This is a genomic window from Lysinibacillus sp. RC46 (genome assembly GCF_041262385.1).
Taxonomy (GTDB): Bacteria; Bacillota; Bacilli; order Bacillales_A; family Planococcaceae; genus Lysinibacillus.
Window position 1 is genome coordinate 159278 of sequence record NZ_JBGCCF010000004.1, and the last position, 13660, is coordinate 172937.

Annotated in this window: 17 protein-coding genes and 1 riboswitch; of the genes, 14 read left to right on the plus strand and 3 right to left on the minus strand. The window is 35.8% G+C overall.

Going from position 1 to position 13660, the window contains the following annotated elements:
• Window positions 1–18: 18 nt before the first annotated feature.
• The 7 genes from plsY to ABH966_RS05595 all read left to right on the plus strand — a co-directional run bounded on the left by plsY (window position 19) and on the right by ABH966_RS05595 (window position 7884).
• The gene (gene plsY, locus ABH966_RS05565) at window positions 19–621 is read left to right on the plus strand and encodes a glycerol-3-phosphate 1-O-acyltransferase PlsY (protein ID WP_370076527.1); all 603 of its coding nucleotides are present in this window, start codon (window positions 19–21) and stop codon (window positions 619–621) included.
• 19 nt (window positions 622–640) lie between these two features.
• Window positions 641–931, plus strand: a complete 291-nt coding sequence (locus ABH966_RS05570; protein WP_370076529.1) for a HesB/YadR/YfhF family protein — start codon at window positions 641–643, stop codon at window positions 929–931.
• Between the two features lie 127 nt (window positions 932–1058).
• Window positions 1059–2594, plus strand: a complete 1536-nt coding sequence (locus tag ABH966_RS05575) for a spore germination protein (RefSeq protein WP_370076531.1) — start codon at window positions 1059–1061, stop codon at window positions 2592–2594.
• A 14-nt stretch (window positions 2595–2608) separates the two neighbouring features.
• Window positions 2609–3808: a Ger(x)C family spore germination protein gene (locus ABH966_RS05580; RefSeq protein ID WP_370076533.1), complete on the plus strand. Its 1200-nt coding sequence runs from the start codon at window positions 2609–2611 to the stop codon at window positions 3806–3808.
• 9 nt (window positions 3809–3817) lie between these two features.
• A complete protein-coding gene (locus ABH966_RS05585; protein ID WP_370076534.1) occupies window positions 3818–4045 on the plus strand; it encodes a hypothetical protein in 228 nt (75 codons plus the stop codon).
• A 37-nt stretch (window positions 4046–4082) separates the two neighbouring features.
• Window positions 4083–5777 carry an endospore germination permease gene (locus ABH966_RS05590; protein ID WP_370076536.1) on the plus strand — a complete coding sequence of 565 codons (1695 nt, stop codon included), beginning with the start codon at window positions 4083–4085 and terminating at the stop codon, window positions 5775–5777.
• Window positions 5778–6003: 226 nt separating this feature from the next.
• Window positions 6004–7884: an endospore germination permease gene (locus tag ABH966_RS05595; protein WP_370076538.1), complete on the plus strand. Its 1881-nt coding sequence runs from the start codon at window positions 6004–6006 to the stop codon at window positions 7882–7884.
• Window positions 7885–7959: 75 nt separating this feature from the next.
• On the opposite strand, the gene metA is transcribed toward ABH966_RS05595, so the two are convergent.
• Window positions 7960–8895, minus strand: a complete 936-nt coding sequence (metA, locus tag ABH966_RS05600; RefSeq protein WP_370076540.1) for a homoserine O-acetyltransferase MetA — start codon at window positions 8893–8895, stop codon at window positions 7960–7962.
• Between the two features lie 150 nt (window positions 8896–9045).
• Window positions 9046–9156, minus strand: a riboswitch (SAM riboswitch).
• A 156-nt stretch (window positions 9157–9312) separates the two neighbouring features.
• Complete coding sequence (locus ABH966_RS05605; protein ID WP_370076542.1) at window positions 9313–9612, minus strand: YfzA family protein; 300 nt, start codon at window positions 9610–9612, stop codon at window positions 9313–9315.
• Between the two features lie 557 nt (window positions 9613–10169).
• On the opposite strand from ABH966_RS05605, the gene ABH966_RS05610 reads away from it, so the two are divergent.
• On the plus strand, window positions 10170–10541 hold the full coding sequence (locus tag ABH966_RS05610) for a nucleotide excision repair endonuclease (RefSeq protein WP_370044156.1): 372 nt from the start codon (window positions 10170–10172) through the stop codon (window positions 10539–10541).
• A gap of 73 nt (window positions 10542–10614) precedes the next feature.
• Here the strand turns inward: ABH966_RS05610 and ABH966_RS05615 are convergent, their stop codons facing one another.
• Complete coding sequence (locus tag ABH966_RS05615; protein ID WP_370076544.1) at window positions 10615–11397, minus strand: TrmB family transcriptional regulator; 783 nt, start codon at window positions 11395–11397, stop codon at window positions 10615–10617.
• A gap of 123 nt (window positions 11398–11520) precedes the next feature.
• Between ABH966_RS05615 and ABH966_RS05620 the strand changes: the two genes are divergently transcribed.
• From ABH966_RS05620 to ABH966_RS05645, 6 genes are all read left to right on the plus strand, one after another.
• A complete protein-coding gene (locus ABH966_RS05620) occupies window positions 11521–12303 on the plus strand; it encodes a TSUP family transporter (protein ID WP_370076546.1) in 783 nt (260 codons plus the stop codon).
• 171 nt (window positions 12304–12474) lie between these two features.
• Window positions 12475–12684 (plus strand): hypothetical protein, encoded by a 210-nt coding sequence (locus tag ABH966_RS05625; protein ID WP_370076548.1) that lies wholly within the window; start codon window positions 12475–12477, stop codon window positions 12682–12684.
• Between the two features lie 13 nt (window positions 12685–12697).
• Window positions 12698–12868 carry a hypothetical protein gene (locus ABH966_RS05630; protein ID WP_370076550.1) on the plus strand — a complete coding sequence of 57 codons (171 nt, stop codon included), beginning with the start codon at window positions 12698–12700 and terminating at the stop codon, window positions 12866–12868.
• Window positions 12846–13076: a hypothetical protein gene (locus ABH966_RS05635; protein ID WP_370076552.1), complete on the plus strand. Its 231-nt coding sequence runs from the start codon at window positions 12846–12848 to the stop codon at window positions 13074–13076. The genes ABH966_RS05630 and ABH966_RS05635 overlap by 23 nt, the downstream gene beginning before the upstream one ends.
• A gap of 13 nt (window positions 13077–13089) precedes the next feature.
• Entirely contained in the window at window positions 13090–13263 is a 174-nt protein-coding gene (locus ABH966_RS05640; protein ID WP_370076554.1) for a hypothetical protein, read from the plus strand.
• 160 nt (window positions 13264–13423) lie between these two features.
• Window positions 13424–13651 carry a hypothetical protein gene (locus tag ABH966_RS05645; RefSeq protein ID WP_370076556.1) on the plus strand — a complete coding sequence of 76 codons (228 nt, stop codon included), beginning with the start codon at window positions 13424–13426 and terminating at the stop codon, window positions 13649–13651.
• The last annotated feature ends 9 nt before the right edge of the window (window positions 13652–13660 follow it).

The window sequence follows — 13660 nt, forward strand, 5'->3', positions numbered from 1 at the left end:
GATGAAAGGAGTCCAGCTATGCTAAATGGACTTATTATTTTATGTGCTTATTTAATCGGCTCGATCCCTTCTGGGTTATGGATAGGCAAAGTTTTTTATAAAACTGATATTCGTCAACACGGAAGTGGTAATCTAGGTGCGACAAACACTTTTCGTATTTTAGGAAAAAAAGCAGGAATAGTCGTAACGATTATGGATGTCTTAAAAGGTACAGTAGCCGTATTACTTGTAGCTCTTCCTCTATTCTCTGATGTCTCTATCCACTCGCTAATACTTGGACTAGTAGCCGTTATTGGTCATATGTTCCCTATCTTTGCAGGTTTCCGTGGAGGGAAAGCGGTAGCAACATCAGCTGGAGTTCTCTTAGGATATTCATGGCCACTATTTGTCTTACTATTTATTGCTTTTATTGTAACATTAAAAATAACGAAGATTGTAAGTTTAACTTCTATGATTGCCGCTTTAGTAGCACTTATTTATTCAATCGTATATTATTTTGTTACAGGCGATTTTGCGTTAGGTATTTTAGTAGCATGTTTATTTACTTTTATCATGTACCGTCACCGAGCAAATATTGCCCGCATTAAAAATGGTACCGAGCCAAAGGTGAAATGGCTGTAACGAGGAGAGGAACATTCTAATGAATATCGTACTAACAGATGAGGCCCTACAATGGTTCAAACAAGAGATGGAAGTAGAATCCGGAGATACTATTCGTTTTTATGCTAGATATGGTGGTTCCAGTCCTTTTCATGAAGGCTTTTCTCTAGGCATGACACGCGAAGAACCAATCAACATTGGTGTTAAGAAAGTTATTGACGATGTTACCTACTATATAGATGAAAAAGATATATGGTTTTTCAATGATCACAGTTTATATGTAGATGTGGATGTTACAAATGACGAATTAAAATATGAGTATAAAAAATAAAGCAGTGTTCCCTTTCGTATATACGAAAGGAACACTGTTTTTTATTTGAATTCAATTCCAACCTTGGTTTATCTTCTATCAAAGTTGTACATTATATAGTTATGTAAAACTTGAGGAGGAAATGAAAATGTCTATTTCTAAAATTACTGATACCTCCCAAAACAATGACCAACTATATAGTTCTCTTTCTCAAAATTTAAAGTTGATTAAAAACACACTTGGGAATAGTAATGACCTTGTCATACGAGAAATTACCATTGGAAAAGCTGAACAATTTACGTTAGCGATCATCTATGTAGATGGCCTATCCGATAAAATAAGCATTTCTAATGCTGTAATTGATAAACTAATGCTTGATATTGAGGATAATCATGATGCAGAAGTAGAAAAGATTATCCGATATTTAAGAGATTCTTGTTTAACAGTCGGCGATGTTAATGATATTTTTCATTTTTCAGCACTGTACAATTCAATTTTGAATGGTAATACGGTTATTTTATTAGATGAATCTTCTACTGGTATCGTTACAAGTACTCAAGGTGCAAAAGATAGAGCCGTTATGGAGCCATCTACAGAGTCGGTCATTAGAGGTCCAAGGGAATCCTTTACGGAAACATTACGTACGAACACTGCTCTGGTTCGTAGAAAAATAAAAAGTCCAAATCTCTGGATCAAGTCTCGTATTGTCGGTGAAGTAACAAAAACGGATGTTGCTGTTATGTATTTAAATGGCGTTGCCAATGACAAAATAGTAGCTGAGGTTCTTGCCCGTTTAGACCGTATTAATATTGATGGTATTTTAGAAAGTGGCTACATCGAAGATTTTATTCAAGATTCAAAATCCTCGATATTCCCTACAGTTTATAATTCTGAACGACCTGATGTTATAGCTGGCGAAATATTAGACGGAAAAATTGCTATTTTAGTGGACGGTTCACCGTTTGTCCTAATTGTACCTGCCCTTTTTACAGCCTTTTTACAATCTGCTGAAGATTATTATCAGCATTGGATGATTAGTTCTCTTGTACGCCTTTTGAGGTTTTTCGGAATTAGCCTAGCCATGGTGGCACCATCTCTTTACGTAGCTATCACTACCTTCCATCAAGAAATGCTACCAACCCCTATGCTGATAAGTATTGCATCTCAACGAGAAGGAGTCCCCTTCCCCGCCGTTGTAGAGGCACTCATTATGGAGGTTGCATTCGAGGTGTTACGAGAAGCGGGTCTTCGAATGCCTAGAACCATTGGACCAGCCGTATCCATTGTTGGAACATTAGTGATCGGTCAAGCTGCCGTAGAAGCTGGAATTGTATCAGCCGTAATGGTTATTATTGTAGCATTAACAGCCATTTGTAGCTTTTTATTCCCCGCTTATGGCTTATCAAATACCGTTCGTGCTCTTCGTTTTCCATTAATGATTTTAGCAGCAATTGTTGGATTGTTTGGTGTAATGTTAGGCCTTATGATCATCGTCCTACACATGTGCAGCATACGAACTTTTGGTGTTCCATATTTAAGTCCATTCGGCCCATTAATTCTAAAAGATCAAAAAGACGCACTAGTGTTGTTCCCTCGTAGAGCTTTATTGACTCGACCACGCTTAATTAGTCAAAAAAATACTGTCAGGGGTCATAAATATTTCGATACGAAAAAAAGGAATTAAACGAGGAATGAACTATGTCAAAATTTAAAGCACTCTGTTTACTAATGATTGTTACTTTGCTTTTAGGTGGTTGTTGGAGTAAGCGTGAACTCAATGAATTAGCGATTGTCGCAGCATTAGGTATAGATAAAGTAGATAATGAATTTGAAATAACTGTTCAAGTTGTGGATACTGGTGAAATTTCCTCAAAACAGCCTTCTTCAGGACGATCACCTGTTATTACCTATCATTCAACAGGGGCAACGGTCTTTGAGGCCATTAGAAAAATGACAACAGTAACAGCTAGAAAACTTTATTTTGCTCATCTTCAAATAGTTGTGCTCGGTAACGAATTGGCAGAAGAAGGAATTAACGAACCGTTAGATTTGGTTTCAAGAGATCATGAATTCAGAAATGATTTCGATGTCATCGTTGCCCATGACGCGACTGCCGATGAAGTATTAAATGTATTAACACCTATCGAAAAAGTACCAGCAAATAAATTACTAAATTCTCTTAAAACGTCAGAGAAAACTTGGGGTACAACCGAATCCATAAAAATTGATGAATTAATCAATACTTTAAATACTAAAGAAACTAGTGTAGTCATGTCTGCTATTGAAATACAGGGGGATAAAAATATTGGCAAGGAGCAAACGAATGTTAAAAGATCGAAATCTCCTGTGCTATTGAAGTATGCGGGCTTAGCTGTTTTTAAAGAAGGTAAACTCATTGGGCTTTTAACGGAAGATGAGAGTAGAAGCCTAGGTTTTTTAAAGGACAAAATAGACAGTACAATTGAAATTCTTGCTTGCCCTAAGGGTGGTACGTTAGCAACAGAGATTACTCACTCAAAGACGAAAGTAAAAGGTAAATTTGAAAATGGAGCTCCCAAAATCGATGTTGTTATAGATGTTAACCAAAATGTCGGAGAAGTTCTATGTAATATAGACCTTACGAAAGAAAAATCGATTCACTTAATAAATAAAAAAACAGAAGAACTTATTAAAAAACGAATCGAAGAAACAATTCGTTCAGTTCAACAAAATTACCAGGTCGATATTTTTGGTTTTGGTGAAGAACTTCATCGCACAAATCCTAAAGAGTGGAAAAAAATCAAAAAAGACTGGCTAACGATATTTCAAGAGTTACCAGTCAAAGTTAAAGTACATGTCAACACACAAGGATTAGGAACGATGGAAAACTCATTAGTGAATAAGACGAAGGGAGAATAAGCCATAATTATGACGATATTCATACTAATAATTTCTGCTGTTATTGCCTTTGCCTTCATTCCAAAATTAAAAAAAAATAAAGAAACGAAAACGATTGTTATTTTTTCGATTTTTTTATTGATCGGCGCTGCATTAAATATTGGGGTCTCATTAAGAATCAAAATTCCAAGCCCACTTGATTTGATTACCTTTATTTTTTCACCTATTAAAGAGTTAATCGTCTCCCTGATAAAATAAGAGGGAACTTTATGTTAAGAGAAGGGGTTTCGTTCATATGGAAAAAGAAATAATTAGTTCAAGACAATTTATGATCATTACCCTTCTCTTTTCAATTGGGACAGCCATTTTAATTCTCCCTGCTAGTGTAACAATCGAAGCAAAGCAAGATGCATGGATTGCAGCTATCATTGGTGTCGTTTTAAGTTTACCCTTAATAAAGCTTTTCGTTACTCTAGGAAAACGGACACCTACCCTTACATTTATAGAGGCTAATGAAAAGATACTAGGTCGTTTTTTCGGAAAATTAACTTCGATTGGCTTTATTCTTATAGCCCTTCTTTCTGCAGGTGAATTATTATATTTCATTGGAATTTTCATGAAAACGGAAATCATGCCAGAAACACCTACGATGGCCTTTGCATTTCTGTTCAGTATTATCATTATTTATGCTGCATTTCTCGGAATTGAAGTTTTTGCCCGTTCTGCAGAAATACTATTTCCTGTATTTATTTTAATTTTTATTTTCTTTGTAATTTGTATTTCACCATCCATCAAGATTGAAAATTTACAGCCAATATTGGAAACGCCAAAAAAATCAATATTCTTTAGTATGATTCGATTTATAAGTCTTTTTTCATTCCCACTTGTCATATTATTAATGATTTTCCCTTCTGCAGTTAACGTCCAAAAATCTGCACAAAAAGGCTTTTACATTGGTTCAATTATTGGAGGGATTGTCTTAGTTACTATCATTACACTGTCTATCCTTGTCCTAGGTCCGGCAAATACAGCAGCTAGGACATTTCCAAGCTATTCATTAGCTCAAAGAATTTCAATCGGGAATTTTTTGCAGCGTATTGAAGTTATTATGGCAACCATGTGGATTATTTCAATTTATATTAGAACTTTTATGTACTTTTACGCTGCGGTCGTCGGCATCGCACAAATATGTAAAATTAACAATCATCGACCGCTCATTTTTCCATTCGGAATGATTATCCTTGGACTTTCACAAATTGTTCATCCTAATATCATTCATTCAGATATTTACAATAGAGACACATGGCCTATATTTTCCTTCGTTTTCATGGTTTTTTTACCATTAGTTTTATTAATTGTCGCGAAGATTCGCAAAATTAACGGTAATCAAGGAAATAATACGAAAAGTAATTGTAGTACACAGAATGAAAGTGGTAGTAATAACGGAAATGCTACACAAGGTGCAAGTAGCAATAATAACGATACTTCTTCACAGAGTAATAGTACTAGCAATGGCGGAAATGATACACAAGGTGAAAGTAGTAATAATAACGATACTTCTTCACAGAGTAATAGTACTAGCAATGGCGGAAATGATACACAAGGTGAAAGTAGCAATAATAACGATACTTCTTCACAGAATAATAGTACTAGCAATGGCGGAAATGATACACAAGGTGCAGGTAGCAATAATAACTATACTTCTTCACAGAGTAATAGTACTAGCAATGGCGGAAATGATACACAAGGTGAAAGTAGTAGTAATAACGATACTTCTTCACAGAGTAATAGTACTAGCAATGGCGAAAATGCTACACAAGGTGAAAGTAGTAGTAATAACGTTAATTGTACTCAAAATGAAAGTAGCAGTAATAGTGAAAATCCTTCACCGAGCAAAAGTGATAACGCTTCAAGCAATACTACACAGAATGATAGCGATACCGGGAATACTCCAAACAGTGATAAAAATAAAGATTCTCCAGAAAGTTAACAGCATAGCAAAAAAAGGAATCAAACGAATGATTCCAAAATTTTTAAAAATAAAGAAACAAAAACAATTGTTATTTTTTCGATTTTTTTATTGATCGTCGCTGCATTAAATATTGAGGTCCATTAAGGATCAAAATTCCAAGCCCATTTCACCAATTAAAGATTTAATTGTCTCCTTGATAAAATAATAAGGAACTTTATGTTAAGAGAAAAGGGGTAGCGTTCATATGGAAAAAGAAATAATTAGCTCAAGACAATTTATGATCATTACCCTTCTCTCTTCAATTGGGACAGCTATTTTAATTAGCCCTGCTAGTGTAACAAGTGAAGCGAAACAAGATGCCTGGATTGCAGCGATTATTAGTGTCGTTCTAAGTTTACTCTTAATAAAGCTTTTCGTTACTGTAGGAAAACGGACACCTACCCTTACATTTGTAGAGGCTAATGAAAAGATATTAGGTCGTTTTTTCGGAAAAATAACTTCGATTGGCTTTATTATTCTATCCTTTCTTTCTGCTGGTGAATTATTATATTTCATTGGCATTTTCATGAAAACAGAAATTATGCCAGAAACACCTATGATGGCCTTTGCTTTTCTGTTCAGTATTATCATTATTTATGCAGCATTTCTAGGAATTGAAGTTTTTGCCCGTTCTGCAGAAATACTATTCGCAATGTTTATTTTAATTTTTATTTTTTTTGTAGTTTGTATTTCACCATCCGTCCATATGGAAAATCTACAGCCAATAATGGAAGTACCAGCAAAATCATTATTCTTTAGTATTATTCGATTAATGAGTATTTTTTCATTGCCACTTGTCATATTGTTAATGATTTTTCCTTCTTCTGTTAACGTCCATGAATCAGCCCAAAAAGGTTTTTACATTGGCACAATTCTTGGAGGGATTGTCTTAATTGCTATCATCACACTGGCTATCCTTGTCCTAGGTCCAACAAATACTGCTTCTAGGACATTTCCTAGCTATTCATTAGCCCAAAGAATTTCAATCGGGAATTTTTTGCAGCGTATTGAAGTTATTATGGCAGCAATGTGGATAATATCAATTTATATTAAAACTTTTATGTTTTTTTACGCTGGGGTCATCGGCATCGCACAAATATGTAAAATTAACAATCATCGACCGCTCATTTTTCCATTCGGAATGATTATCCTTGGACTTTCACAAATTGTTCATCCTAGTATCATTCATTCAGAAATTTACAATAAAGAAACCTGGCCTATTTTTTCCTTTATTTTCGCTATCTTATTACCATTAGTTTTACTACTTGTCGCGAAGATTCGCAAAATCAACGGTAATAATACAAAAAGTAATTGTAGTACACAGAATGAAAATGGTAGTAATAACGGTAATGCTACTCAAGGTGCAGGTAATACTAATAACGATAATTCTTCACAGAGTGATAGCAGTAGCAATGCTGGAAATGATACACAAGGTGAAAGTAGTAGTAATAACGGTAATTCTACTCAAAATGATAGTAGCAACAATGGCGGAAACTCTTTACAGAGTGAAAGTAATAGTAATGACGAAAACTCTACTCAGGGTAATAGTAGCAACAATGGCGGGAATTCTTCTCAAAGTGGAAGTAGCAGTAATGGTGGAAATGCTACACAAAGTGAAAGTAGCAATAATGCCGGTAATACTACTCAAAATGAAAGTAGTAGTAATAACGATAATTCTACTCAAAACGAAAGTAGCAACAATGACGGAAATGCTACTCAAAGTACAAGTATTAGTAATAACGATAATTCTACTCAAAGTGATAGTAGTAGCAATGCCGGTAATACTACTCAAAATGAATGTAGTAATAATAACGATAATTCTACTCAAAGTGCAAGTAACAATGGCGGAAAAGCTACACAAAAAAGTAATAGTAATACTGATAATTGTGCTCAAAATGAAAGTAGTAGCAATGCCGGTAATACTACTCAAAATGAAAGTAGTAGTAATAACGATAATTCTACTCAAAGTGCAAGTAACAGCGAAAATCCTTCGCAGAGTGATAGTAGCAACAATACTACACAGAATGATAGCGATACCGGCAATACTCCAAGCAGTGATAGAAATAAAAATTCATCAGAAAATTAACAGCATAATGGCGTGAAAAAATGATGACCCTGAAATATCAAAGTCATCATTTTTCTTTATTGTAATTGAGCGGTTTTAAATATGATATTCAATCTGATCGACAAAATCCCATTCGTATGGTGTTTCTTGGTAAACATAGTAGTTCAACCAATTCGAGAATAATAAATGTGTATGGGCGCGCCAAGTATTAATCGGTTCATTTGCAGGATTATCATGTGGGAAATAATTTACTGGTACATCAATATCTAATCCTTTCGCAACATCACGACTATACTCATCAGCTAAAGTTGTTGCATCATATTCAAGATGACCAGTAATCATAATGTTTTTATTATCCTTAGATTGCACAATGAAAACACCAGCATCTTCAGAATAAGATAGTAATCGTAAATCGGGATGGCTAAGTACTTCATCAATTGATACGGATGTATAACGTGAATGTGGTGCAGTAAATGAATCACTAAAGCCACGTACTAAGTCCACTGTTAAATCCGTAATAACATGCGAATATACACCTGAGCATTTAGCAGGCAGCCCAATTTTACCAATACCGTAATGATGATATAACGCTGCCTGTGCACCCCAACATATATGTAAAACCGATGTTACGTTTGTCTTGGACCAATCCATAATTTCAGAAATTTCCTGCCAGTAGTTCACTTCTTCAAATTCCATTTTTTCTACTGGTGCACCCGTAATAATCATGCCATCATAGCGGCGATGACGAATTTGATTGAAAGTCGTGTAAAATAACTGTAAATGTGATTTACTAACATTTTTTGATTCATGCGTAGCTGTATTTAAAAATGTAATATTCACTTGTAATGGTGTATTCCCCAATAAACGAAGTAATTGCAGTTCTGTTTTTTCTTTTTCTGGCATTAAGTTTAAAATTAATATATTTAACGGACGAACTTGTTGAGTTTTCGCTCTGTCCTCTTCCATTACGAAGATTTTTTCCTCACGTAAATGTTCTCCAGCTGGTAAGTTTTTCGGAATATTAATTGGCATCTTGCATTCCCCTCTCTAGTTAAAATCAATTGGGCCTTAGTCTCCATGCACAGGCCCTGTTCAAAACTCATTAAGTCTTCTTTTTCGATGAAATTAAAAAATCCTCCTCATTCCATTTGAGATAGAATGAGAAGGATTTTTCCACGTTCACTCTTATCTCTCAAAGGACAAATCCTTTGCTGGAATTAGCACCTTTCTAACTTTCGTTAGAGGTTGCTGAAGCGTCATCGGGCCAAATCCCTCAACTTCTCATGATAAGATTATTTAATTAAAAAGAATTGTAACATGAACAATTAAGAATATCAATAATACATAGAATATTTTGTTATTAATCATGCATGTCATTATGTTTTTAGGGAAATTATAGTTTAGTTATTTATCTTTACACCCTAGTGATACTTTTGCTATAGTCTTTACTTATGTAGACCTTGGTGAAAAAACACTTTTTATCGCCTCTATTATTCCAAACACAAGAAAGATGCCAAAAAAGATAGTAAGTAAATTGAAATTTGGTGTTTCATAAAAAGTAAACCACTCTTTGAAAATTGAAGATTCCGTAATTCTTCCAATAAACGTTCCGCCAATATCTCTATAATTAGGTATCCATCCTGTTGCTTCACACGTAATAAAGATTATCTGTGACAATAAAAATACACCAATAGAAGACACCCAAGTTTTTTTCAAAAATGGAATTGGATTTTTTTGTTTATTAGCCAAGTTATATCCCCCCTCTAATTGTTATACGTAAAATTCAGGAATAAATTTCAAAATTAAACATATATTCTCTTTTTTAGATAATCCTATCAATTATATTTGTCGATGAACGGCTTAATCATGTATTTGTAACTATTGATACTTGCTTGAGTCGTATTGTTGAATTTTCTGTCTGCAATAAAATCATCATAAGCAAACTTTAACAGCATAAAAAAATACACCTCTCCTCATCTAAATTAATAGACAATAAGAAGTGTATTATTAATAACAAATAAACTTTAATCTACCCAACATCTTATCATGTACTTCAAACCCTTGGTACGACTGGGTTTCTAAAACAATCCCTCAATTTCTCATGATGAGATTATTTAATTAAAAAGAATTGTAACATGAACAATTAAGAATATCAATAATACATAGAATATTTTGTTATTAACCATGCATGTCATTATGTAATTTGTTTAACACTAATCTTGAATGTTTACATTCATTATTTGATGGTAAACATGCTGTACTTATGTTAACATATACCTTTAGTAACAGAGAGGAACGTGAATACTTTGATTAAAATTGAATTTCCAAAACCAGATTTAGTAATTCGCCAACGCGAACAAGATTTAAAGCCAGGTGATGTACCAATCACACCGTACCATGGTTTTATTGATTTCCATAAAATCACACGTGAAAACGGTGGTATTTTCTTATTCTACAATGAAGAGAACGAACTATTATTTGTCGGTAAAGCACGTAAAATTCGTCAACGTATTAAAAAGCATTTCGAGGACAATGTGTCACCGATGAAAAATCACCGTAATGAAATTTTCAAAATTGAAGTGTATGAAGTGGAAGATCCAATGGAACGTGAAATTTACGAAACATACGCGATCAATTCATTCCGCGCTAAATACAATGTTGATAAAGTATTTTATTAATATTTAACGAAAAAAAGAATCTGCTCGCCTTCTGTAATGTACATGACGGCTTGCAGATTCTTTTTCAATACTTTCATTCTAAGAAAAATGCTTTACGTTCTTTAGTAATCCATTCCTCAAGCTCCGTATCATCGCGCTTTAAAAGGCGATTAATAAGCACGTCATGCCATATATAATCCTCTAATAAATATATATGAACAGGATCATTGGTAATAAAAGCCGTTTCCTGATTTGACGGAGAGTGACCATAAATCATTTGCTTGCCATCTACCGATAAAATAAACCAATGAGGTGTAGACGCATTCCTCGTATAGCGAGTGATACGGTGTTGGTCAATAGAAGCTAAATGGTCCTCCACATACAAGGTAATTCCATGAACAGGGATATGTTTCGCTATCTCATGTATATCTTCCCGCAATTCTTCATACATATCTTCCCACATTGATAATATGACTTTTTTCTCCGCCTTTTTTAATAAAGACTGACAATAATTAACGATTGCCTCTTTGCCTTTTAATGTGACAACCTTATGCTCCGCTTCCTGCTCTTTTACCTCTAATTTTTCTAATTGATCACTAATCGATGTGAAATTTGACTGCCAACGTTGTTGAATTTGTTGTAAAAACACAGCGACAGGAATGGAAGAGTATGTCGTTTGATCTGCCGTTTCTTCTTTCAATACTAACCCTTTTTCAACAAGTACATCAAGTATGTCGTATATTCTTGCACGAGGGATACCGGAGTTTTTACTTACTTGATAGGCACTAACATGACTATTTTGGACAAGTGCAGTATAGGCCTTTGCTTCATATTCTGTGAATCCCAATTCTTTTAATTGGGCGATTAATAATTCCATCGAATCCCTCCATTACCTCTATTATAAGATAAGCCTATGAAGATAAGCCAACGAAAAAATTAGTCTTTACAGCCTCGCGAAATTTAGTTACTATTTCAGTAGTAACTATTGAGAGGTGCACACATGCTATTTGAATTAGATGTAAATGTAGTCATATTATTAATATCTTTTGGATTTTTAGCCGCCTTTGTGGATGCGGTCGTTGGAGGTGGAGGCTTAATTGCTTTACCTGCCCTTATGTTTGCTGGTTTAAATCCAGCAGCAGCCGTAGCAACCAATAAACTTGCCGGCACTATGGGTTCTTTGACATCAACCATTTCTTTTTATCGTTCTGGTCAGCTAGAAATTCGGTCAGTTATCAAATACTTTCCCCTAGCCTTTATAGGATCACTTTTTGGGGCTTGGACTGTCCATTTAATCAATCCTGAATTACTAAAACCACTCATGCTCATAATGCTTGCTGCTGTTGCAGTCTATACCATCTTTAAAAAAGATTGGGGTTCAGTAGCTGCAGTCAAAAATTTAAAGTTTACACACTTAGTTTTATTCATGCTGTTGTTATTTACAATTGGTTTTTATGATGGGTTTCTTGGTCCAGGAACTGGCTCATTTTTAATTTTTAGCTTTTTATTAGTCGGCTTCGATTTCTTAAAGGCAGCAGGAAATGCCAAATTTTTAAACTTAGCAAGTAATTTTGCGGGTCTTTTAATGTTCGCTTACTTAGGTCAGATTCATTATGTCTATGGTTTACTAATGGGCATAGCTCAAATTGCCGGTGCACTTGTAGGCTCACGTATGGCGATTAAAAAAGGTAGCGGCTTTGTTCGCGTATTATTTATTATCGTAACGATTACTTTGTTAACTAAAAATGCTTATGATTACATAAAAAACGCCGTAGATATCTAGCTCTACGGCGTTTTAGCTTTCTATGGGCATTCCACCCTTCATATCGGAGAGGCTATCCGTCGTTTCAGTTGTTCTATCCGTCACTTTGGAGGTTCTTTCCGTTCGCTTCAAGTTCTTTCCGTCGCTTCAGGGGTTTTATCCGTCACTTCTAAGGTTCCATCCGTCACTTCAATGATTCTTTCCGTCGCTCCGGGTGGTCTTTCCGTCACTTCAAGTTCTTTCCGTCGTTTCAGTGGTTTTATCCGCCACTTCGGAAGTTTCATCCGTCGCTTCAGGGGTCTATCCGCCACTTTGAACTTTCTATCCATCAATCCAGGGATTCTATCCACGATTTTGGACGCTCTATCTACGATTTCGAAGGTTCTATCCACGACTTTGTGATTCTAGCCATTATTTGGAGGATCCTTCCCTCGCTTCGGAGGTTCTTTCCGTCGCTTCAGTGATTCTTTCCGTCGCTCCGGGGGGTCTTTCCGTCACTTCAAGTTCTTTCCGTCGTTTCAGGGGTTTTATCCGTCGCTTCGGGGGGTCTTTCCGTCGTTTCAATGGTTCTTTCCGTCGCTTCTGAGGTCTCATCCGTCGCTTCAATGATTCTTTCCGTCACTTCAAGTTCTTTCCGTCGTTTCAGTGGTTTTATCCGCTACTTCGGAAGTTTCATCCGTCGCTTCAGGGGTCTATCCGCCACTTTGAACTTTCTATCCATCAATCCAGGGATTCTATCCACGATTTTGGACGCTCTATCCACGATTTCGAAGGTTCTATCCACGACTTTGTGATTCTAGCCATTATTTGGAGGATCCTTCCCTCGCTTCAGTGGTTCTTTCCGTCACTTCGGAGGTTCCATCCGTCGCTTCAGTGATTCTTTCCGTCGCTCCGGGGGGGTCTTTCCGTCACTTCAAGTTCTTTCCGTCGTTTCAGTGGTTTTATCCGTCACTTCGGAAGTTTCATCCGTCACTTCAGTGATTCTTTCCGTCGCTCCGGGTGGTCTTTCCGTCACTTCAAGTTCTTTTCGTCATTTCAGTGGTTTTATCCGTCACTCCGGAGGTTCCATCCGTCACTTCAAGTTCTTTCCGTCGTTTCAGGGGTTCTTTCCGTCGCTTCTGAGGTTTCATCCGTCACTTCAATGATTCTTTCTTCAATGATTCTTTCCGTCGCTCCGGGTGGTCTTTCCGTCACTTCAAGTTCTTTCCGTCGTTTCAGTGGTTTTATCCGCCACCTCGGAGGTTCCATCCGTCACTCAGGAGGGTCTTTCCGTCACTTTGAACGTTCTATCCACAATTTTGGACAGTCTATCCATCATTTCGAACATTCTATGCGTTTTGCTTATTTTCTACAGTATAAAACGCCGTAGACATTCACT